This is a genomic window from Planctobacterium marinum (assembly GCF_036322805.1).
Lineage (GTDB): Bacteria > Pseudomonadota > Gammaproteobacteria > Enterobacterales > Alteromonadaceae > Planctobacterium > Planctobacterium marinum_A.
The window spans coordinates 2776880-2798497 of the sequence record NZ_AP027272.1 but is presented as its reverse complement, the minus strand read 5'-3'; the positions used below and the strand labels follow the sequence as shown (position 1 = coordinate 2798497).

Annotated in this window: 20 protein-coding genes and 1 pseudogene; 6 read left to right on the top strand and 15 right to left on the bottom strand. The window is 44.5% G+C overall.

Features of this window, described 5'->3' with window-relative positions; genetic code table 11:
- Positions 1–46: 46 nt before the first annotated feature.
- Entirely contained in the window at positions 47–745 is a 699-nt protein-coding gene (locus AABA75_RS12530; RefSeq protein WP_338292945.1) for a hypothetical protein, read from the top strand.
- 379 nt (positions 746–1124) lie between these two features.
- On the opposite strand, the gene AABA75_RS12525 is transcribed toward AABA75_RS12530, so the two are convergent.
- From AABA75_RS12525 to AABA75_RS12490, 8 genes are all read right to left on the bottom strand, one after another.
- Entirely contained in the window at positions 1125–2333 is a 1209-nt protein-coding gene (locus AABA75_RS12525) for an HD-GYP domain-containing protein (protein ID WP_338292944.1), read from the bottom strand.
- Positions 2334–2447: 114 nt separating this feature from the next.
- Entirely contained in the window at positions 2448–3050 is a 603-nt protein-coding gene (gene leuD / locus AABA75_RS12520) for a 3-isopropylmalate dehydratase small subunit (RefSeq protein WP_338292943.1), read from the bottom strand.
- Position 3051: 1 nt separating this feature from the next.
- Complete coding sequence (gene leuC, locus AABA75_RS12515) at positions 3052–4455, bottom strand: 3-isopropylmalate dehydratase large subunit (RefSeq protein WP_338292942.1); 1404 nt, start codon at positions 4453–4455, stop codon at positions 3052–3054.
- Complete coding sequence (gene leuB / locus AABA75_RS12510; RefSeq protein WP_338292941.1) at positions 4455–5552, bottom strand: 3-isopropylmalate dehydrogenase; 1098 nt, start codon at positions 5550–5552, stop codon at positions 4455–4457. Before leuB ends, leuC begins: the two co-directional genes overlap by 1 nt.
- 4 nt (positions 5553–5556) lie before the next feature.
- The gene (leuA, locus tag AABA75_RS12505) at positions 5557–7116 is read right to left on the bottom strand and encodes a 2-isopropylmalate synthase (protein WP_338292940.1); all 1560 of its coding nucleotides are present in this window, start codon (positions 7114–7116) and stop codon (positions 5557–5559) included.
- A 630-nt stretch (positions 7117–7746) separates the two neighbouring features.
- Positions 7747–8403 (bottom strand): hypothetical protein, encoded by a 657-nt coding sequence (locus AABA75_RS12500; protein ID WP_338292939.1) that lies wholly within the window; start codon positions 8401–8403, stop codon positions 7747–7749.
- Between the two features lie 55 nt (positions 8404–8458).
- A complete protein-coding gene (gene eno, locus AABA75_RS12495) occupies positions 8459–9751 on the bottom strand; it encodes a phosphopyruvate hydratase (RefSeq protein ID WP_338292938.1) in 1293 nt (430 codons plus the stop codon).
- A gap of 117 nt (positions 9752–9868) precedes the next feature.
- Complete coding sequence (locus tag AABA75_RS12490) at positions 9869–11500, bottom strand: CTP synthase (protein WP_338292937.1); 1632 nt, start codon at positions 11498–11500, stop codon at positions 9869–9871.
- Between the two features lie 280 nt (positions 11501–11780).
- Here AABA75_RS12490 and AABA75_RS12485 point away from each other — a divergent pair, with 280 nt between their 5' ends.
- Together AABA75_RS12485 and AABA75_RS12480 are read left to right on the top strand one after the other, a co-directional pair.
- Positions 11781–12200: a response regulator gene (locus tag AABA75_RS12485; protein WP_338292936.1), complete on the top strand. Its 420-nt coding sequence runs from the start codon at positions 11781–11783 to the stop codon at positions 12198–12200.
- Positions 12201–12545: 345 nt separating this feature from the next.
- Positions 12546–12953 carry a response regulator gene (locus AABA75_RS12480; RefSeq protein WP_338292935.1) on the top strand — a complete coding sequence of 136 codons (408 nt, stop codon included), beginning with the start codon at positions 12546–12548 and terminating at the stop codon, positions 12951–12953.
- A gap of 36 nt (positions 12954–12989) precedes the next feature.
- Here AABA75_RS12480 and mutS read toward each other — a convergent pair.
- Positions 12990–15568, bottom strand: a pseudogene (gene mutS, locus AABA75_RS12475) (DNA mismatch repair protein MutS).
- 46 nt (positions 15569–15614) lie between these two features.
- On the opposite strand from mutS, the gene AABA75_RS12470 reads away from it, so the two are divergent.
- The 3 genes from AABA75_RS12470 (at position 15615) to tmk (ending at position 18605) form a co-directional block, all read left to right on the top strand.
- Positions 15615–16103 carry a CinA family protein gene (locus AABA75_RS12470; RefSeq protein ID WP_338292934.1) on the top strand — a complete coding sequence of 163 codons (489 nt, stop codon included), beginning with the start codon at positions 15615–15617 and terminating at the stop codon, positions 16101–16103.
- A 458-nt stretch (positions 16104–16561) separates the two neighbouring features.
- Positions 16562–17596, top strand: coding sequence for a recombinase RecA (recA, locus tag AABA75_RS12465; protein ID WP_338292933.1), 1035 nt, complete (start codon positions 16562–16564; stop codon positions 17594–17596).
- A 343-nt stretch (positions 17597–17939) separates the two neighbouring features.
- Positions 17940–18605: a dTMP kinase gene (gene tmk / locus AABA75_RS12460; RefSeq protein ID WP_338292932.1), complete on the top strand. Its 666-nt coding sequence runs from the start codon at positions 17940–17942 to the stop codon at positions 18603–18605.
- Here tmk and AABA75_RS12455 read toward each other — a convergent pair.
- From AABA75_RS12455 to AABA75_RS12430, 6 genes are all read right to left on the bottom strand, one after another.
- Entirely contained in the window at positions 18602–18976 is a 375-nt protein-coding gene (locus tag AABA75_RS12455) for a hypothetical protein (RefSeq protein WP_338292931.1), read from the bottom strand. The two genes, tmk and AABA75_RS12455, sit on opposite strands and share 4 nt — an antisense overlap.
- Before the next feature lie 239 nt (positions 18977–19215).
- A complete protein-coding gene (locus AABA75_RS12450) occupies positions 19216–19629 on the bottom strand; it encodes a DUF6640 family protein (RefSeq protein WP_338292930.1) in 414 nt (137 codons plus the stop codon).
- A gap of 124 nt (positions 19630–19753) precedes the next feature.
- Positions 19754–20164: an LIC_13387 family protein gene (locus AABA75_RS12445; protein ID WP_338292929.1), complete on the bottom strand. Its 411-nt coding sequence runs from the start codon at positions 20162–20164 to the stop codon at positions 19754–19756.
- 86 nt (positions 20165–20250) lie between these two features.
- Positions 20251–20592, bottom strand: coding sequence for a Fis family transcriptional regulator (locus AABA75_RS12440; RefSeq protein ID WP_338292928.1), 342 nt, complete (start codon positions 20590–20592; stop codon positions 20251–20253).
- A gap of 62 nt (positions 20593–20654) precedes the next feature.
- Positions 20655–21125: a GNAT family N-acetyltransferase gene (locus AABA75_RS12435; protein WP_338292927.1), complete on the bottom strand. Its 471-nt coding sequence runs from the start codon at positions 21123–21125 to the stop codon at positions 20655–20657.
- A gap of 108 nt (positions 21126–21233) precedes the next feature.
- Complete coding sequence (locus AABA75_RS12430; protein WP_338292926.1) at positions 21234–21599, bottom strand: hypothetical protein; 366 nt, start codon at positions 21597–21599, stop codon at positions 21234–21236.
- Positions 21600–21618 lie beyond the last annotated feature (19 nt).

The window sequence follows — 21618 nt, the reverse complement described above, 5'->3', positions numbered from 1 at the left end:
GTGCCGGCTGTGGCATGAGCTTGTATAAACGTTAAGGGGCTGCAAGTTGCAGGAAAGTGAAGCCAGAGCCTATTTCTTGCGGGATATGCGCAAAGCAAATAAGAGCGTAGAGCAGTTTTATCAGGCTGCTCACGAGTTCGGCTCTAAAAAACATGTGCAACAGTTTCTCGAGGCTTTTCGCAGTGCCCATGCAGGTGTCACCATATTCGAATACCGCAAACCCACAAGACACCCTTGGCACTTTAATCACACCTTTTTTTATATTGAACCGAAAGCTATTGAAGAAGACGGTATTGGTAAACTATTGTTGGTGCAACAAACCACACTAGATTCCAAAAAGTTGGTTAAAGGCGACTTAAGCGATATCTTGGAAGTACAGGTAACACGAGATCTGGTGATCCACGAACACTTCTTTACTCGTTTGATTCAAAGGGCAGATTTAAGCGGCCTTAAAGCGGCACTAGAGATAACGGCCCATTCGTTGGCGGATATTCTGGTACACATTAAATACGCCCTAACGCAATTCGAAGAGGGACAAACACTGCACATGGTGTTTCATGACAAAGTGTTTATTGTTACTTGTGAACAAGGCGGTAAGTTACTGATATTTAAAACCGTGATCCTGGCAGAATTTATGACTGACAGGCAAAAAGGAATTTATTCCAGTGCAATTGCCCAAGCCAAAACCTCGAAGAAAGGCTTTATTTTCCTTAAGGAAGACCAACAAGATTTTGAGTTTGTTTAAGTTCAGCCTTCGTCAGTATTAAGTGTGCTGCTGAATATTTGAGCAAATGATTCAGAAATTGCAATTTGTTTTAAAGTTTTATGACACTGCTGTCGATATCTCTCACAGGTAGGTTTTTATTGTGAGTGTAAAGATGGGTTCTGAAGTTGTACCGTCAAATATATTACGTCTTTGGTTTTGGATGATTGACAATTCCGGTTCAGTGGAATTGGAAAGAAGTGCCACTGAATCAATTCTGAAATTCTATACTGATATGAACGTTGCCAGAAAAGAGCTGGAGATGCCCACTCATTTCTAGTTTCAGCTAATTCGGACGCTGGGCAGATAATCTTGGACCTGTGCCCTTCAAACTCTTATCTAATTTAGTCTTGCACGCCCACTAAATCGAGCTTAAAAACACGTCTTTGAAAAACTTAGTGAGATTGATCTTAAATTCGTCAGGCCTGACGGTGGACTCAATTTCATCTGCCACTTTGGATAAATCCACTTTTTTCAGTTCGGTGTGGGCTCCGCTGGTGACACTGTAAAAACACATCACTAGTGGTTTGATGGGTTCATCTTTGTTGGCTTTGACGATAATACCCAGTTTACCACTCTTTAATTTCACCAACGACCCGACAGGGTGGACACCTATGCAACGAATAAACTGCTGCACTAGTGACTGATCGTATTTGCCTGAGGTATCAGATAATAGTTTTTTTAATGCGGCGGTAGGAGTCATGCCCTTGCGATAAGGTCGATCACAGGTCATGGCGTCGTAACTATCAATGATGGCGGCCATTCGGCCATAGGTGTTGATCTGGTCTCCCTTTTTGCCCTCAGGATAACCTGAGCCATCAAGACGCTCATGATGGTCCTGGATGACGCTTAGTACTACTTCAGAGACTTCTTTCTCTTGTGATATTAGCTCTACACCAAAATCCACATGCATTTTTATCAGTTTGTAGTCATCAGCGTGAAATTTATCGCCTTTTTGCAGTAAGTCATCAGGAATGGTAGCCATACCAGTATCCATCAGAAAGCCACCTAAGCAAAGCTCTTCGGTTAATTCTTTATCGAACCCCAAATGACGGGCAAAAATGGCCATATAAATGGCACAGTTTACACTGTGCTCCCAGATGTAATCCGGGGCATCTTTGATCAGCGAAACACAGGACAGGGCATTGGGGTTTTCAAATATACTATCAATGATCTCTGACGACACATCACGGATACCATCAACGTTAGCCACTTCACCATTGCGCACTTTGTCCAATAATTTACTGTGTGCTTGCTTGGCCTGGTCATGCAGTTTTTGCGATTGATTCAGGGCGTCGGATAAGGATTTGACGGGAGCAGTTGGCTTTTCGGGCTCCGGTTCGACTTGTTCTTCCGGTTGGTGCCTGGCAATTTCTTCCAGGTTACTGCGGGAGTAGTCTACCTCTAACTCCAGAATCCCTTTTTGCTTCAAAATGCCAATCAGCTCAGCACGCTTGATGAGTCCTTGTGATTTGACTTTCAACTGACCACTTTGTTTCGTCACCCGACTGACAAACATGCCCGGGACTAATTCATCAATAGAAATAATGGCAATTTGGTTTTGTTCCATAATGTGCTTACAGCTTTTAGGTCTTTAGAAAATTGTTCAGAGAATGAAGTATTGCCAATATCGTTGATATTGGCAATTAAACTAAAGAATTAGTCCGCGAGGTTTTTTGACGACTCAGGCGCACCAGGCTGGCACTTTTGCCTCATAAGCATCGATGTGGGGTGCACTTTCAAGAGTTTGACCGATGGCATCCAGGCCTTTGATCAGATTGTTTTTGTGGTGTGGTTCAATATCAAAACTAAAGGATTCGCCATTCACCTTCAGGCTTTGCTCCGGTAAGTTGATGTGAATCTCACAATCTGGGTTATTGTTAACGGCCTCGAACAACACATCCATTTGGGCGTTATCCAATGCTACAGGTAACAATTGATTGTTCATGCAGTTGCCATAAAAAATGTCGGCGAAACTGGTTGCCACAACGATCTTAAAGCCATAGTCGGTGAGAGCCCATGGAGCGTGCTCCCGGCTAGAGCCGCAGCCAAAATTTTCTCTGGCTAACAGAATTGAGGCATTTTTGTATTCTGGTTTGTTTAATACAAAGTCCGGATTAGGCTCTTTTTCCTCCAGGTCCAGATAACGCCAGTCATGAAACAAGTGCTTGCCAAAACCAGCGCGGCTCACCGAAGTTAAAAACTGTTTAGGGATAATTTGGTCGGTGTCGACATTGGCACTGTCTAACGGTACCGCTGTGCCGGTAAATTCAGTAATTCCACTCATGTTATTGTACTCCATACTGTCTGACATCAACGAAGTGACCGTTTAACGCAGCCGCCGCAGCCATTGCTGGGCTTACCAGATGAGTGCGTGCACCGCGCCCCTGACGACCTTCAAAATTCCGATTACTGGTGGATGCGCAGCGATCTCCTGGTTGTAGGATGTCGTCGTTCATACCTAAGCACATTGAACAGCCCGGTAAACGCCATTCGAAACCGGCATCAATAAAGATCTGGTCTAATTGTTCGGCTTCCGCCTGAGCTTTTACTTGAGCTGAGCCAGGCACCACGATGGCGGTAACGTTATTAGCAACTTTACCTTGTTTGGCAATTTGTGCTGCGGCGCGTAAATCTTCGATGCGGCTATTAGTACAAGAACCAATGAATACATTATTTACCGCTAAATCTGACAGCTTTTGTCCGGCTTCAATGCCCATGTATTTCAGCGCTTTAGTAGCGGAGTCTTTCTCAACTGAATCATCAAAATCGGCCGGGCCCGGGATGGGGCTATTAACGCCGATGACCTGGCCGGGATTTGTGCCCCAGGTTACTTGTGGTTCGATATCTTCTGCTTGCAGTGTTACCACGGTATCGAAGTTAGCATCTGGATCGGATTTAAGCGTCGCCCAGTCTGCTACAGCAGCCTCCCAGGTATCGTCCTTAGGCGTGTAATCGCGGCCTTTTATGTAGTCGATAGTGGTTTGGTCGGGAGCAATTAACCCTGCTTTGGCACCGGCTTCAATACTCATATTACAAATGGTCATGCGCTCTTCCATGGATAAGGCTTCGATGGCGCTGCCCGCGTATTCAATAACATAACCTGTGGCACCGGCGTGACCAATTTTTCCAATTATGGCCAGAATAATGTCTTTTGCCGTGATACCTGAGGGCAGAGAACCTTGTACGTCAACCTTCATGGTTTTGGCTTTGCTTTGCTTCAGCGTTTGAGTGGCTAATACGTGTTCAACTTGAGAGGTGCCGATACCAAACGCCAATGCGCCAAAAGCACCGTGGGTAGCGGTATGAGAATCGCCACAGACTACTGTCATGCCTGGTAATATCAAGCCCAGCTCAGGGCCAATTACATGTACGATTCCTTGCTTTTGATGACCAACAGGATAAAGCTCGATTCCATTGGCTTCACAGTTGTTCATAAGTGTTTGTAACTGCAACTGATTAGCCGGGCCGCACGCATCTATCGCTAGTGAACGAGTAGAAATACTGTGATCCATCGTGGCGAACGTTTTATCCGGGCGACGGACTTTACGGCCTTTTTCAGCTAATCCTGCAAATGCTTGTGGCGACGTCACTTCGTGAATTAAATGGCGGTCAATATAGAGCAGGGTATCGTTACCCACCTGGTCTACGATATGACGCTGCCAGATTTTTTCGTATAAGGTTTGTGCCATTAGTTGCTCTCCTTGATGGCTTGCGCGATAAAATCACCCACTTCTGATGTGGATTTGGCTTCGTGGCGTTTATCCGCAGGTAATAATTCTGCCGTCAGGATTTGCGCTTGTAATGCAGACACAACGGCGGCGTCAATCGCATCAGCTGCGGCGTTCTCGTTCAGGCTGTAACGCAGTAGCATAGATAATGATAGAATTTGCGCGATTGGGTTGGCGATGCCTTGTCCTGCAATATCGGGGGCAGAGCCGCCAGCAGGCTCGTACATACCAAAGCCTTGTTCGTTAATACTGGCTGAAGGTAATAAGCCCATGGAGCCGGTGATCATGGCACATTCATCTGAGATGATATCGCCGAACAAGTTAGAGCACAGCAATACGTCGAAGTCTGACGGATAGCGAATAAGCTGCATAGTGGCATTGTCGATGTAGATGTGATCTAACGACACATCTGGAAAGTCTTTGGCTACTTCTTCAGTCACTTCCCGCCACAATCGGCTGCACACCAAAACATTAGCTTTATCCACCGATGTCACTTTTTTGCCACGCTTTTGTGCCGCTTCGAAGGCAATTTTTGCTATTCGGCGGATTTCGCGGCGACTATAGCGCATGGTATCAAAGGCGAATTGCTCTTCACCTTCGCCTTCCATACCTTTGGGCTGGCCGAAATAAATGCCGCCAGTAAGTTCTCTGACTACCAGTACGTCAAAACCACTGGCTGCGATGTCAGCACGAAGTGGGGAAAAGGACTCAAGACCCGGATAAATGCGAGCAGGACGCAGGTTACTGAACAAACCAAAATGGCTGCGCAGTGTTAACAACGCGGCACGTTCTGGACGTTGCTCCAAAGGCAGATTGTCCCACTTAGGGCCGCCGATTGAGCCAAACAAAATGGCATCGGCCTGTTCACATCCTTTAAGGGTTTTTTCTGGCAAGGCGTGGCCGTCATTATCGATAGCGTAACCACCTACGTTAAACTGCTCAGTTGTAATGTTTAAATCAAACTTGTGTTTGATGGTGTCCAGCACTTTCAGTGCTTCGTTCATTACTTCCGGGCCTATGCCATCTCCGGCAAGTACTGCAATATGTTTTCCTGACATGGTTTTATACACCTGCTATTCGTTTTACTTGTTTTTTCTGTTGATCAATTTGATCTGCCAGATAGGTATTGTTCATCACATAAATTAAGGCTTTTACGCCGGCCTCTACGATATCCGTTGCCAATCCGATACCACTGAAGCGACGGCCGTTATAAGTGGCAATAACACTGACTTGCGCAAGCGCATCAGCACCTTCGCCTTTTGAGTCTAGTTTAAAGTCAACAATCTCAATACTGTCTCGACCTGTTGCTTTTATAATGGCGTTAAAGGCGGCATCAACAGGACCATTACCGGTGGACGACTCGGTAACTTCCTGGTCACCAAAAGCCACAATGACCGTAGCGTTGGGTACGATATTTTTACCTGCGTTTGCATGCAAATAATTTAGCTGGTAATAAGCTTCGTCTTGACGTGTTTGATCGAAGAACACCAAGGCTTCTAAATCGTAATCAAACACTTGTCCTTTTTTGTCAGCCAGTTTTAAGAATGACTGATATAGCTTGTCTAAATCAAAATCCGTATCCTGATAACCTAGTTCATGCATGCGATGTTTTATAACATGGCGACCGGAGCGAGAGGTTAAGTTAAGGTTGTTTTTGTTAATGCCCACGGATTCGGGGGTCATAATCTCATAAGTATTTTGCGCTTTTAATACACCGTCTTGGTGAATACCTGAAGAGTGACTAAAGGCATTGGCACCGACAATAGCCTTGTTGGCCTGCACTGGCATGTTGCACAATTGACTAACCAGTTTAGAGGTTCGGGAAATCTCCGAACTTTGGATATTGGTTTGCAAACCCAGTAATTGCTCACGGGTTTTCAGGATCATGGCTATTTCTTCCAGCGATGCATTACCGGCACGTTCACCGATACCGTTGATCGTACACTCTACCTGACGAGCACCATTTTCCACCGCAGCCAGAGAGTTGGCTACTGCCAAGCCTAAATCGTTATGACAGTGCACGGAAATAATCGCTTTGTCGATGTTAGGCACGCGATTAAATAGATTGTGAATAATGCCCCCGAATTCAGATGGGGTAGTGTAGCCCACCGTGTCTGGAATATTCACCGTGGTGGCACCAGCATTAATGGCGGCCTCTACCATGCGGCACAGATAATCAATATGAGTCCTTCCTGCATCCTCACATGAAAACTCAATGTCGTTGGTATATTTCGCGGCGTGTTTAATTGCTGCTACGGCCATATCCACAACTTCATCATTGGATTTTCGCAATTTTGAATCGACATGAATGGAGGACGTGGCGATAAAAGTATGGATGCGAAACCGCTCAGCAACTCGCAATGCTTCACCACAGGCATCAATATCTTTTGCCATGGCCCGAGACAAACCACACACAGTGGCATTTTTCACTTCTCGGGCGATGGTTTGCACTGATTGGAAATCCCCCGGCGATGAAACCGGGAATCCAGCTTCTATGATATCAACGCCCAAGCGCTCAAGTGCCAGCGCAATCTGGAGTTTCTCCTTAACCGTTAAACTGGCGGGCAACGCCTGCTCGCCATCACGTAAGGTGGTATCAAATATCTTTACCTGATTGTCCATGTGAACTCCCGATTTGCTGTGCTATATACAAAAAAACCCGTGCTGTGCACGGGTTTTTCAAGAATGCTTTTCGTTGTTTACTTACAACTCACCCGTGCAGTTTTGCCTGCCATAAGGAGAATGAGGAGCGAAGTAAATTTAGTCATCATTGTGTTGCGTTTGTCTCAACGTCTAACTGAGTGTATTTGTAACGTTTATCAGGAGGAGGGTCAATAGCGAGACAAGGGTTTTTATAACGAAAGCGAAAGTTTTTGGTTATATCCCATGTTAAAAACACTCAAACTGGTTGGATGTGTTGTGATTTTGAGTTTGGCTTAGGATGATTATCCTATTTTCTTGTTTCTTGTTTCTTGTTTCTTGTTTCTTGTTTCTTGTTTCTTGTTTCTTGTTTCTTGTTTCTTGTTTCTTGTTTCTTGTTTCTTGTTTCTTGTTTCTTGTTTCTTGTTTCTTGTTTCTTGTTGCTTGTTTCTTGTTGCTTGTTGCTTGAGTGAGGTAGTTAGGTTTTAGGGGGGGGCCGGCTATTTAAGTTGCCCGATTAATATCATTGTCCGCATGGCCGCTTTTTGTTCCCGACAAAAACGGCATTCACTACCTCCCTACAGCTTAATGCGAACCTACAAAAAAGCGGAATTACACAGGGAAGCGGAAATTTTTCCAGTGGATAGTGGTGGACAGTAATAATTCTCTTAAGCTAAGTTTACGCGGGTGAGTGATGCCCTTATGGCTCCAGCGATGGCCACAACAAGCAGAAGTCATAACGGCTTTAGACGGCTTTTGCAGTATCACTAATTGCTGTTGTTTATTTTGTAGTACTGGTTGAGTTTCTTCTTGTGCTATCAGTGATATCCAGTTGTTTTTATTGAGATGAATACGACCATTGGTCAAATCCATAATATCAATGGAGTCCAATTCCGGGTAGATATGCTCAAAGTCCATAATAAGCACAGGCACCGGCAGGCCATAACAGGAATGCTTCATGTACCATTCTACGGCATCTTCTGTAAGATACGGTTTTCCCGGACATTTTTTAGGTTGTTTCAACTGCCAACTGGCATTGTGAATATCCACTTCCATGGGATTTTCAGTTGTAAGCAACTTATACGCGGCGTTTTTGACGTGGTAGGACAGGCCAGCTAATTTACGCTGGATTCGAACCGTATCCAGATTATCTTGTTTGGCGATATCCAATAGTGTGGACTCGAACAAGGCAGTGCAAAGCTCGGCATATTCCAATTGCTGCTCACTGCCATGGAATATGGAGGTCTGGATATCGTTACTGTCAAACATGTTGTTAGTCTTTAAGTGTTGCCACCATTCTAGGGTGGCAACATTCTGTCAGATCTTATTGACCTTTGATAGCAGAACGGCCTGCATATGCAACGCTGCTGCCTAATTCTTCTTCGATACGTAATAACTGGTTGTATTTAGCAACACGGTCAGAACGACACAAAGAACCGGTTTTAATTTGACCTGCGGCAGTTCCTACTGCCAAGTCGGCGATAGTGGCATCTTCAGTTTCACCTGAGCGGTGCGAGATAACAGCAGTGAAGCCCGCATCTTTGGCCATTTTGATGGCTTCCAGCGTCTCAGTTAATGAACCAATCTGATTGAACTTGATCAGAATTGAGTTACCTACGCCGTTTTCAATGCCACGAGACAAGATTTTGGTGTTAGTGACGAATAAGTCATCACCAACCAACTGGACCTTGTCACCGATTTTTTGTGTCAGTTCAGCCCAACCATCCCAGTCGCTTTCGTCCATACCGTCTTCGATAGACACGATTGGATATTTAGCCGCGAGTTCTGCCAGGTAATCAGTAAAGGCTGAAGGTGTGAAAGTTTTGCCTTCGCCACTCAGATTGTAGCTGCCTTCGCTATAGAACTCAGATGAAGCGCAGTCCAAAGCCAGTGTTACGTCTTTATCCATAACGTAGCCAGCATTTTCAACCGCTTCTACAATTACTGCCAGTGCTTCTTCATTGGATGCCAGGTTCGGCGCAAAACCGCCTTCATCACCAACAGCCGTGTTCAGCCCTTTACCGCTCAATACTTTTTTCAGGCTGTGGAAAATCTCAGCACCCATGCGCAGCGCTTCTTTGAAGTTTTCCGCACCGACTGGCTGTACCATAAACTCCTGGATATCGACGTTGTTATCAGCGTGCTCACCACCGTTGATGATGTTCATCATTGGTACTGGCATGCTGAATTGGCCAGACGTACCATTCAAATCGGCAATATGTTGATAAAGAGGTACTTTCTTTTCCATTGCGGCAGCTTTGGCTGCGGCCAATGAAACGGCTAAAATGGCATTAGCACCCAATTTTTCTTTGTTTTCTGTGCCGTCCAGATCGATCATGACCTTATCAAGCGCAGCCTGTTCCAGGGCGTTTTTACCCAACAGTGCTTGCTGTATATCGCCATTTACCGCGGCAACGGCCTTAGTTACGCCCTTGCCCAGATAACGTGATTTATCTCCATCGCGTAATTCCAACGCTTCACGAGAACCCGTAGATGCACCAGAAGGAGCACAGGCACGGCCCCAAGCACCTGATTCAAGGTAAACGTCTGCCTCTACAGTTGGGTTGCCACGTGAGTCTAGTACTTCGCGACCTACAATCTTTGTAATGTTTGCCATAAATATGTTCCTGAAATTATTTTCCTGAAAAGGTTCGGAATTAACCTGCTAAAGCTAGCAAAAACGCGTCACATTCGCTATGAATATGCCCGCGTTTTCGCGCAGTTTTACTGCAGACTAATTATTATCTTTGTTGTATTTCCCCGCTGCCGCGACAAATCCTTCGAATAGCGGGTGTCCATCCCTGGGTGTAGAGTTGAATTCAGGGTGAAATTGTCCTGCCACAAACCAAGGATGATCATCGTTTTCGATGATTTCCACCAGGCGTTTGTCAGTCGACAATCCAGTCACTTTCAGACCTGCTGCTTTTATTTGTGGTAACAAATTATTATTCACTTCGTAGCGATGTCTGTGACGCTCGAAGATTGTATCTGAGCCATATAAATCATGAACTTTACTGCCGGGCTCAAGGTGGCAAAGCTGACTGCCAAGACGCATAGTACCACCGAGATCAGAATCTTCAGATCGTACCTCAGTATTACCGGTTTCATCCAGCCATTCGTTGATCAAACCGACAACCGGGAAGGGGCTTTCCGGATCAAATTCAGTACTATTGGCGTTTTCCATACCCGCCACGTTGCGGGCGTATTCGATTAGTGCTACTTGCATACCCAAACAAATACCCAAATACGGTACCTTGTTTTCACGGGCATACTGTGCTGTACGAATTTTTCCTTCGATACCGCGCTCACCGAAACCGCCGGGCACCAGAATGGCATCAAGACCTGCCAGCACCGCTTCACCTTTGGTTTCAACGTCTTGTGAATCAATGTACTTGATGGTTACATTGAGTCGATTTTTTAGTCCCGCATGCTTTAATGCTTCGTTGACTGATTTGTAGGCGTCTGGTAATTCGACATATTTACCCACCATACCCACAGTGATTTCGCCCACCGGATTCGATTCTGCGTAAAGTACTTGTTCCCATTCGCTTAAGTCCGCTTCCGGACAATCAATACCAAAACGATTGACGACAATATCGTCCATGTTTTGTGCTTTTAGCATGGCCGGGATTTTGTAGATGCTGTCGGCATCCCGCAGTGAGATAACCGCTTTTTCATTCACGTTGGTGAACAAAGCGATTTTGGAACGTTCGTTGCTCGGCAAAGGCACTTCTGAACGACATACCAACAAATCCGGTTGAATACCGATAGAGCGCAACTCTTTTACCGAGTGTTGCGTGGGTTTGGTTTTGATTTCACCTGATGCCTTCATGTAGGGGATAAGCGTCAGGTGCATGTACATGGCACGCTCACGACCAATTTCCGTTCCCAACTGACGAATGGCTTCGATAAAGGGTTGAGATTCGATATCACCTACCGTGCCGCCAATTTCAACAATGGCGATGTCGGCGCCTTCGGCTCCATCTACGATCCGGCGTTTTATTTCATTGGTGATATGAGGAATTACCTGGATAGTGGCGCCCAAAAAATCGCCACGACGCTCGCGTTTGAGAACTTCTTCGTAAACTTTCCCGGTAGTAAAGTTGTTGCGCTTAGTCATGCGAGTGCGAATGAAGCGCTCATAGTGACCCAGGTCAAGGTCAGTCTCAGCACCATCATCAGTAACAAAAACTTCACCATGCTGGATAGGGCTCATTGTGCCTGGATCGACGTTGATGTACGGATCCAACTTCAGCATGGTTACTTTAAGGCCCCGTGCCTCTAAGATTGCTGCTAGCGATGCTGCGGCAATACCCTTACCAAGTGATGATACAACACCACCAGTTACAAAAATATAATTCGTCATGTAAAACCTAAAGGATACGATTGAGCGCCAAGAGGTGGCTCAAAGAGACTGTCAGATGGCGCTACAGTATACTGAAATGCCACTTTGCAAACAACGAGTTATGTAGAATCTTTTGCAAATAAAGTGAATCTGGGGAATATATCTGTCCATTTTAACTGTGGGGTGCTATTTTTACCTTATAACTTCATTTTTCCTTCTTTATGCTGGGCGATAACGCTGCTGTTACACAGCGTCTAATGCTGTTCAGCATGATTCGTATTAATTGTAAGGGAGAGTAGGAATGGAAAGGGATACCATAGTTTTTAGTAGCAATATTTTGTTGATTGACGACGATGAAAAGGTTCGTACCTTCCTCAAAATTATATTGCGGACATTGGGCTTTATTAACGTAGATACTTGTAATGGTGGTTTAGACGTAGAGCGCAGGATGAGCGTCAAACCCTACGCTTTGATTTTTCTGGATATTAATATGCCGGGGGTGGATGGTATGTCTCTGCTCAAACTGATTCTCCAAAAACATCCGAAAACCAGAGTGGTTATGTGCTCTGCTGACAGTACCGCACAAAATGTTAAAAAGGCCATGACTGCAGGGGCCGCCGGCTTTTTAGCTAAACCCGTACTGGCTAAAAACATTATTCCCTTGTTTGATAAAATGGGGGTTGAGTACGATGACCTGGTTTCTGAACAGCGTTCCCATTGACGCAATAAAACATTCCTTCATTTGATTGTGATTGGCTGGCAATAATGTCTTGCTCGGTCCAGGCTTGGGTGCGATATCGTATATATCCGTCGAGGCTTTTTCTTAGCTCGACCAGGTTGCTATATCTTGCAGACTTCGCGTGTGTTTATTGTTTCTATTCTTTTTCTGGCGTTCGATGTTCGGTTAAACAAATAACCTGTTATCTGAGTAAAGTGGCTAAAAGTCTTTTATGGACCTTACCTTTCGCATGTTTTGTGCTACATATTTAGTTGCGAGAGCTAATCAACTGCGATTGGCAGAACTCAACTTGTCAATTCCAATTCTAACAAACCAGGGCGAGCTTACGTGGCAAAGGACGATATAGATTTTAGTACCGATATTTTGGTGGTGGACGATGACGAACAGATCAGGAGCTTTATACGTATTATTTTGATGAAATTGGGGTTTGCTAGTGTCGAAACTTCCAGTAACGGCCAGGACGTGATCAACAGAATGCGCCTGAAAAACTACGGATTGATCTTCTTAGACATCAACCTTCCCGGTGTCGACGGCTTGTCCTTATTGCGCTTGATCCATGACAAATATCCCAAAACAAAAGTGGTAATGTGCTCTGGTGATAGTACAGCTAAAAACGTAAAAGAAGCGATGGCAACGGGAGCGGTAAGCTTTTTAGCTAAACCTGTCTTAGCCAAAAACCTCATGAACTTGTTCGACAAATTAGGTGTGAACTACAAGAACTTACTTGCTCATTAAAACAGCGAATCTTCTGTGAAAGCCGCAACGACGCAATTATGCGTCGTTGAGGGTCTTCAACTTGTACAGCAATTCCAGTGCTTCTCTTGGCGATAGATCATCGGGGTTTGTTTCTGCGAGGAGATTGAGTGCCGGATTGCTCACTGTCAACATATCGGTTTGAATGGGCATTGGCGCTGCCGTAGTATTGCTATCCAGGCTCTCTAACGTTTGTAGTTTTTGCTTGGCTCTGCGAATCACTTGATTGGGCACACCAGCCAGCTCCGCCACCTGTAAACCATAACTCTTGTTAGCTGCTCCTTCCTGCACTGCGTGCATAAATCGAATGCCGCCGTCGTATTCCACTGCATCTAAATGCACATTTACAATGCCGTCGCTATTTTCAGCCAATTGGGTCAGTTCAAAATAATGGGTGGCGAATAAACAATAACTGTTGAGTTTTGAGGCCAGCCACTCGGCTGTGGCCCACGCGAGCGATAAGCCATCATAAGTACTGGTACCTCTGCCGATTTCATCCATCAAAACAAGGCTATTGGCTGTAGCATTGTTAAGAATGTTGGCCGTTTCGGTCATTTCCACCATAAAAGTAGAGCGACCGGAGGCTAAATCATCCGAAGCTCCGATACGAGTAAAAATCCGGTCCACATTGCCAATGCGTGCTTGCTCCGCAGGCACAAAACAGCCCATATGAGCCATCACCACAATGAGTGCTGTTTGTCTCATGTAAGTAGATTTACCACCCATATTTGGCCCTGTTACTATCAACATCTTACGGCTATCGGTAATGGCAATTGGGTTGGCAATAAAGGGGCTTGTGACCATGGTTTCGACTACCGGATGACGTCCGTGATGGAAGTGAATTTCATTCTCTTCAGTCATCTCTGGTAGTGTGTAGTTATGCAACTCTGCCATTTGGGCAAAGTTAAGTAGTACATCCAGTTGTGCTAAGGATTCAGCGGTATCTTGCAAAGCCGCCAGATTGGGTATCACCTTGTCAAACAGTTGGTCGTATAATTGCTTTTCCAGTGCCAATGCTAATGCTTGACTGGACAAGACTTTGTCCTCGTACTCCTTGAGCTCTGGAATAATGTAACGTTCGTAATTTTTTAATGTTTGACGGCGCACATATTCAGGTGGAACCAAATGAGATTGGCCTTTACTCACTTCAATGTAGTAACCATGGACTTTATTAAACGCCACTTTTAAGTTGGCAATACCTGTGGATTCCTGCTCTCTCTTTTCAATTTTTTCCAGAACGTCGGTGGCCCCGGTCATAAGCGCACGATATTCATCTAGCTGTGGGTTGTAACCGGGTTTAATAACGCCACCATCCCGGATAAGCATCGGTGGCATATCGACAATTGCGGCATCTAACTGCTCTTGTAGCTCGGTGAATAAACTAATATTGTCTTTCAAAAGCAACGCTTCAGGGCTACTCAATTCTTCCAGATAACCGTGAATATCCGGTAATTGAGTGAGGGCCAGAATTAATCTGGAAAAATCACGCGGGCGGGCACTGCGCAGCGCAATACGTGATAAAATCCGCTCAAGATCTCCCACCTGTTTTAAGTTTTCCTGAATCTCATCTACCTCATTGCGCTGCATACTATCCACTAAGTTCAGACGATAGCGTATCGCGTTGCGACAACGCAGAGGCTCGTGTAACCAGCGTTTTAACAAACGGCTACCCATCGGCGTTTTGGTGTGATTGAGTACCGAGAAAAGCGTGTTTTGTTCGCTGCCTGACAAATTCTTAGTCAGCTCAAGGTTGCGGATGGAGGTGGCATCCATCTGCAATAAATGACCATCTTCTGGTTTTCGCACAGAGCGAATATGGGGCAGGGCACTGCGCGCTGTGTATCTTTCACATATTGTAAAATGGCCCCTGCGGCAGCGAGTGCCATTTGCGAGTTGCTTTGGTCGATGCCAAAACCGCTTAGTTCTTTGGTGCCAAACTGTTCATTCAACAATTTAATAGCAGTATCAGGATCAAATTCCCACTCCGGTCTGCGGCGCAATCCTGCGTCTTTACTGAATAACCAGGTGTAAGGGAAATCATCTGGATAGAGAATTTCCGCAGGTCGGGCTTTTTCCAGTTCTGCTTCCAGCGCTTCGGTACTCTCTAATTGTCGTATAACGAAACGACCACTGCTAACGTCTAACGTAGCAAAACCGATTGTTTGTTTGTGATGAGAGACTGCCGCTAACAGATTGTCTGCATTATTATCTAGCAAGGCCTCATCTGTGACGGTACCTGGTGTGATGATACGTGTCACTTTACGCTCAACCGGCCCTTTACTGGTGGCTGGATCGCCCACCTGTTCGCAAATAGCAACAGACTCACCCAATTTAACTAGCTTAGCCAGGTAACCTTCTACTGCATGATAAGGCACACCAGCCATTGGAATGGCGTTGCCTCCTGATTTACCGCGGGCGGTTAAGGAAATATCGAGCAGTTGCGCGGCGCGTTTGGCGTCATCCCAAAACAGCTCGTAAAAGTCGCCCATCCGATAAAACAATAAAATTTCTTTGTGTTCGGCCTTGATACGCAAGTATTGCTGCATCATTGGGGTATGGTTTGCGAGGGCGGATTCACTATAATCTGGTGACGACATAACTCTTTTTTCTTATATTGGTCTTTTTTAATTTTGAGACGTTTTGATGATTTCAGATCAGATTTTGACACTTTCAGCTCAACTCGGTGAACTACTCGTCGGCAGGGGATGGCAGATTACCTGCGCAGAGTCCTGCACTGGAGGAGGCATAGGATACGCGATTACGAGTGCGCCGGGAAGTTCAAATTGGTTCCAACGGGGATTTATCATTTATAGTAATCAGGCCAAAAGTGATCTGGTGGCAGTAAAATCCGAGACACTAATTGCGCATGGAGCGGTGTCTGAGCAGGTCGTGCAGGAGATGGCAAAAGGGGCTGCGGAAATGGCGGGCGCCGAAGTGTCGGTGGCGGTCAGCGGTGTAGCAGGACCAGGTGGTGGCAGTGCAGAAAAGCCGGTAGGTCTTGTATGGTTTGGAATAGTTGTTGGGGACAGGAAAATGAACTTTCAAAAAGTTCTTCCCGGAGACCGAGCGCAAATTCGTGAGCAAACAGTTGTAACAGCGCTAACGGTTTTGATAGAACTACTCAATGAATGATTCATAGTTCAAGGGGCATGCATTATTAAGGTTTGATATATTAAGCCATGAGACGCTGACTTTTGTTGCGCAGCACAATATAATCCGCCCTTTAGTTTTTCTGGTGGAGATAGCCATCAGCTACTTATACTGCCTTGTAATAGCGCGGACTATTGAAAAATCTTATGATTTCCAATCACTTATAAATTTCTTTTAAAAAATTATTGTAACTGTATGGTTATACAGTATACTGCATTCAAGTACTGGTTAAGGATACAGTTGTTGGTCCGGCGGGTTTCAAGACACAGCCGAACTAATGTTTCAGGAGTACCCAATCGAGCCACGCGTTCGTAACCGTATTTACCCAAAGCTAACGAACAGACGCTCAGCAACATTGTGCTAAAAACAATGAGTAAGGGCAGACAAAAACAAATGTCACTCAAACAATTGAGGACAAACAAGAATTAAGGGGTTCAAAAATGGACGATAATAAATCACGCGCGCTGTCAGCCGCACTTGGCCAAATTGAAAAGCAATTCGGTAAAGGTACTATCATGCGCTTGGGTGACAACCAGGCGATGGACATTGAATCAGTTTCAACAGGCTCACTGACTATCGATATCGCGTTGGGCATTGGTGGTTTGCCTTGTGGACGGGTTGTTGAAATTTACGGCCCTGAGTCATCCGGTAAAACCACGTTAACATTGCAGGTTATCGCCGAAGCTCAGAAGAAAGGTAAAACTTGTGCCTTCGTCGATGCTGAACACGCTTTAGACCCTGTTTATGCCGCAAAGTTGGGCGTGAATGTGGAAGAATTATTAGTATCTCAGCCAGATACGGGTGAACAGGCGTTAGAAATCTGTGACATGTTAGTGCGTTCTGGTGCAGTTGACGTGGTGATTGTTGACTCTGTAGCGGCGTTAACACCTAAAGCTGAGATCGAAGGTGAGATGGGAGACTCTCACGTAGGTTTGCAGGCTCGTTTGATGTCTCAAGCGTTGCGTAAGCTGACAGCCAATATTAAAAAATCCAATACCCTGTGTATCTTCATCAACCAAATTCGTATGAAAATTGGTGTTATGTTCGGTAACCCGGAAACCACAACCGGTGGTAACGCACTTAAGTTTTATGCTTCTGTACGTTTAGATATTCGTCGCATTGGTTCGGTAAAAGTGGGTGACGAAGTGGTGGGTAATGAAACCCGCGTAAAAGTGGTGAAGAACAAAGTGGCACCACCCTTTAAACAAGCCGAGTTCCAGATTATGTATGGGGAAGGGATCAGCAAAGAAGCGGAACTGATAGATCTCGGTGTACAACAAAAAATGGTGGAAAAAGCGGGCTCCTGGTATAGCTACAACGGTAATCGCATCGGTCAGGGTAAAGCTAATGTTGTGCAGTTTTTGAAAGACAACTCAGATATTGCCAATGAACTTGAAGGCAAGTTAAGAGCGGAATTACTACTGAAAAAATCAGTAAAAGAAGACGATGTTAAAGAGGAAGCAGAAGAGCTGTAAATCCCGCTTCTGTCCCGGACAAGGTTTCACCATTGCTCTTCTGTGGGTCGTGGTGAGATTAAAAGTTTCGGTGTACAAAAAACAAACGAATTGAGACGTGCATATTTCGTGTCTCCGAAGTAAACCCCTCGTTAGCGCAAGGGTATTTGATAGGGCAGTTACTCAGGTAGCTGCCCTTTTTTTGTTGTTACTAAACTGGCATGTAAAACTCTTTGTTTGATTGCAGTTTTTTTGCGCTGACAGTGCTGTTACTTAATGGCATTATTGTGCACCTCGTTGTGAGGAGGCCGAGGTTGTACTCAACAACAAAGCCCACATTAATAAATTGATAATCGAGTGAAACATGACAGGAAAACTGATCACTATTGAAGGCATAGACGGCAGTGGCAAAGGCACACAAAGTCAATTGTTAATTGAAAAGCTGCAAGCGGCTGGCAAAAAGGTCAAAATGTACAGTTTTCCAGCCTACGAGCAAACCTTTTTCGGACGTGAGGTAGGTGCATTTTTGCGGGGCGAGTTTGGCTCGATTGATGAAGTCCATCCTAAGCTGGCCTCGGTATTGTTTGCCAGTGATCGTCTGGAGCAAAAGCCTAATCTAGTTGCAGATCTAGAAGCTGGTTATTACGTAGTGTGCGACCGTTACGTGGAATCTAATATGGGCCATCAGGCCGCTAAATTTGCTGAATCAGAGCGGGCAGATTTTATTGATTGGTTGGCTGAGCTGGAATACAAAGTGAATGGCTTACCCAAACCCGACATTACTTTCTTTTTGGATGTGCCGTTGGAAGTATCAAAAGAGCTGGTACTAAAGAAAAAGCAGCGCAGTTATACTGATGAGAAAGAAGATATTCATGAAGCGGCTCACGGTTACCTGGAAAAGGTATATCAGGTATACCAACTTTTACACGCGAAAAATGACTGGTGCCGTATCCCATGTGTAGAGCAGGATAATATCAGAAGTATTGAAGCCATAAATAACGAATTGCTAAATAAGGTAGAAAAGCTCTAATCTTCTGCCCATGCGATAGCTTGCTGTTGTTCAGAGAATATACGTACTTGCCAACTGGACTGCAGTATTTCCGTCGTTTTTTGATATTCTTTACAAAGTTCGACTGTTGTTTGGTCTTTTGCCACCAAAGCAACTTTGACGTTGCCTCGGGATAAAGAACCGCCAAAGTCGGCTGCTGCAAGTCTTTCCGGGCCCTCTTCGGTTACCTGGGCCAAATCTGCGTTTAATAAAGAGAATACTTGAAATTTATGATTATCGAATTCTTCATGTTCATAAATTTTTGAGTTAGCCCATTCCAGTTCTTTCATGGTGATAGCTCCGCTAAACTCCAGGTAGTAGCCTTTTTTCTGGTATCGGAAAGTATGCGCCATAAAAATCTCCATCCTTGTAAATTACGTGAATATTGCTATTACGTATGAGGTGACATTTTGCTCACTTTATTTGTAATGGATTCTTTTGCCATAACTCAAAGTTGAACAACCAGCTTGTAAATAAGCTATCACTGGTAATATCGAAATCACACTTTTAATACTGAGTAATCACCCATGTAATTCATTGTTATAACGAGATCTAAACTGGTTCATAGAATACATGTGAAAATTGTCAGGTATTATTGCTTTTCTGCTGTTTTTCGGTGATTGAGGACAACCGTTATTGAACTAAGAACGACAATTAACGCCACAATCACGGCTAAATCCTGTCCTAATATCAGCTTTGCAATATTACCTGATTTAACAGTACTACCAATGTGGTCTGACAAAGCATGTGAAACCAGTACGCCTCCCATCACTAAACAGTTGATTACGCCTGACAAGACAAACTGACTGCGGCGCCAGCATAGCCACAAAACCAATATACCCAAGGCGATATTAGTGGAAAGTTGCCAAACTTCATGAAACCGGGCATGCGCAGGCCAATCGGGATTAAAAACATGACTGTCATTCCATTCAAGGTAAGGAATGACTGCAAGATAAAGTATCGCTCCAAGAGTTAGAGTTAATTTACTAATCAAATGTCTTTTCATGATTCGCCCCTCTGAAATAGCAAAGGCTATACATTACCCTGTTGTCTAGTTCGTCGTTTGATTTAAGGTCCACAATACGTTGCAGATAGTTCAGTTTATGTGCAACTGGCCTTATGACGGTATGTCAAAAGTTGATGAGTACAGCGGATGCAACAAAGCAAATTAACGCCAGCAAAATACCCGCCATGGGGACTTTAAACCAGTATTTGTAAGCAAGGTAAAGATAGCTGGTAGCGACTAAAATGGGCATGATAGACAACCAAATTGAGCTGCTTACTATCGAAAAGTGCTGAGTGAGCAGCACAAGGTAAATGGCTGCAAAAAACAAAGCTCCTAAGCTGTGACTGGCATTAAAGCCAATCCATGCATGCCATATACTGGTGTCTTTAGTAAGCCGCGGTGAGGTGCCCATCATGGCATCTTTGGTTTGTATTTCGAAGGGATCGAACTTGTTGCTGAAGAAGGTCAGTAGCAGGTGTACGGTCCCTAAAACACCAAATATAGAAACCCCAATCAACATCAGTACTTGTGCCATTGTAATTCATTTTGAATGATGGTTATTTAACAATAATTACCCAGGTTATACGTTTTTATATGTTATTTAATGTAACTCACTTGGCTTTATGCAAGCCTTCGTGACCAATTACCTTGATGTTGCTCGGCACAATTCTCTTCGGTATCAAATAAAATCTGATTGGTAATATTGTCGAGCTTTATATCTATTTGACTTAGTTCTGAGGCAATTATTGACTGTAGGTATTCGTTGTTGTCCGAAAGCAGATAGTTATCTAGATCCGCGTTGCTATCGAATACACATACTATTCTGAGGCTTTTAGGAAAGTTATCGTAATTCACAATGTGGGTTAACCAGCAAAAGCCCTGAATGTCTTTAAGTGCGCTTTCGCAAACAAGGGTTAAAACCTTACGAAGTATATTGTCTCGTTTCTTATCTGATTTGCGCATTGTCTAATTCCAACTGGTACTGGAGTTTTAAAGGTGTCTGAAACAAAAAACTTGTCACCTTGTTAATCATCGTAAGATGGTAAGGTCAGTTTGAAACCCTCATGGCTGGCTTTAAAGCCCAACTTTTCGTAGAACCGAATAGCATCCGGCCGCTGCTTGTCACTGGTAAGCTGTAAAACTTTACAACCTTTTTGCTTCGCACGACTGATTGCATATTCGAATATGTGCTCACCGAAACCTTGTCCTCGAAAGTCTTCATGTATTCTGACACCCTCAATCATACAGCGCCAACTACCAATGTGAGTTAAGTACGGAATAAGGGTAAGTTGTAGCATCCCAACAATTTGACTGCCTAGTTCTGCAACCAGCAATTCATTATTCGGATCGTTTTCTATCGCTTCAAATGCAGATAAATAAGCAAGGTTTAGGGGGGCTGAGTCGTCTTCTCTTAATCTGCCCAGAGAATCATTTGCTAATAGAGCCACAAGGCAGGGTAAGTCTTCGCGCTTCGCAAAGCGGTATTTCAGATCCATTGAGATAATGTATTCCTTTTGAGTGTTAACCGGGTTATTTGGTATCAATTTATGAACTAGTTTGCCTGAGCTGCATGATGGAATAAGACGACGTTAAAGGGTTAGCAATTAATCTTTATTGTGGCCCAAATCTATATAGGCTATTAAATAGCCATACTGCTTGTCGCTAAGGCTGCCTTTTTTATGTAATGCCGTTGCCAGCTCGAAGCTCCATTTTTGACCTTCGGGTGGTTCTGGAACAGTTAGAGCCAAGTTTAGCAATTTTTTATCAACCACTGTGTTGCCATTTTGCACCGCCTGTTTAGCACAGTGACTCAAGATATATTCTACAGCATATTTGTCTACATTGGGTGACCCGCTGTATTCAGTCTTACAGGCAATCATCATTTCACCTTCAGGTGTCATGTATTTCAAATGACCTGTGGTACAGCCTGAAAGGAACAAGAGGAAAATGGGCAAATTTAAAAATTTCATAGTTTTGAATTCTCGCAAT

Bases quoted from the DNA above. Each gene is read 5' to 3' on its own strand.
- leuA (WP_338292940.1), bottom strand. From the start codon at position 7,116: ATGGACAATCAGGTAAAGATATTTGATACCACCTTACGTGATGGCGAG.
- AABA75_RS12430 (WP_338292926.1), bottom strand. From the start codon at position 21,599: ATGAAATTTTTAAATTTGCCCATTTTCCTCTTGTTCCTTTCAGGCTGT.
- tmk (WP_338292932.1), top strand. From the start codon at position 17,940: ATGACAGGAAAACTGATCACTATTGAAGGCATAGACGGCAGTGGCAAA.
- AABA75_RS12525 (WP_338292944.1), bottom strand. From the start codon at position 2,333: ATGGAACAAAACCAAATTGCCATTATTTCTATTGATGAATTAGTCCCG.
- AABA75_RS12485 (WP_338292936.1), top strand. From the start codon at position 11,781: ATGGAAAGGGATACCATAGTTTTTAGTAGCAATATTTTGTTGATTGAC.
- AABA75_RS12455 (WP_338292931.1), bottom strand. From the start codon at position 18,976: ATGGCGCATACTTTCCGATACCAGAAAAAAGGCTACTACCTGGAGTTT.
- AABA75_RS12440 (WP_338292928.1), bottom strand. From the start codon at position 20,592: ATGCGCAAATCAGATAAGAAACGAGACAATATACTTCGTAAGGTTTTA.
- leuC (WP_338292942.1), bottom strand. From the start codon at position 4,455: ATGGCACAAACCTTATACGAAAAAATCTGGCAGCGTCATATCGTAGAC.
- leuD (WP_338292943.1), bottom strand. From the start codon at position 3,050: ATGAGTGGAATTACTGAATTTACCGGCACAGCGGTACCGTTAGACAGT.
- AABA75_RS12490 (WP_338292937.1), bottom strand. From the start codon at position 11,500: ATGACGAATTATATTTTTGTAACTGGTGGTGTTGTATCATCACTTGGT.
- AABA75_RS12435 (WP_338292927.1), bottom strand. From the start codon at position 21,125: ATGGATCTGAAATACCGCTTTGCGAAGCGCGAAGACTTACCCTGCCTT.
- AABA75_RS12500 (WP_338292939.1), bottom strand. From the start codon at position 8,403: ATGTTTGACAGTAACGATATCCAGACCTCCATATTCCATGGCAGTGAG.
- AABA75_RS12450 (WP_338292930.1), bottom strand. From the start codon at position 19,629: ATGAAAAGACATTTGATTAGTAAATTAACTCTAACTCTTGGAGCGATA.
- leuB (WP_338292941.1), bottom strand. From the start codon at position 5,552: ATGTCAGGAAAACATATTGCAGTACTTGCCGGAGATGGCATAGGCCCG.
- recA (WP_338292933.1), top strand. From the start codon at position 16,562: ATGGACGATAATAAATCACGCGCGCTGTCAGCCGCACTTGGCCAAATT.
- eno (WP_338292938.1), bottom strand. From the start codon at position 9,751: ATGGCAAACATTACAAAGATTGTAGGTCGCGAAGTACTAGACTCACGT.
- AABA75_RS12445 (WP_338292929.1), bottom strand. From the start codon at position 20,164: ATGGCACAAGTACTGATGTTGATTGGGGTTTCTATATTTGGTGTTTTA.
- AABA75_RS12470 (WP_338292934.1), top strand. From the start codon at position 15,615: ATGATTTCAGATCAGATTTTGACACTTTCAGCTCAACTCGGTGAACTA.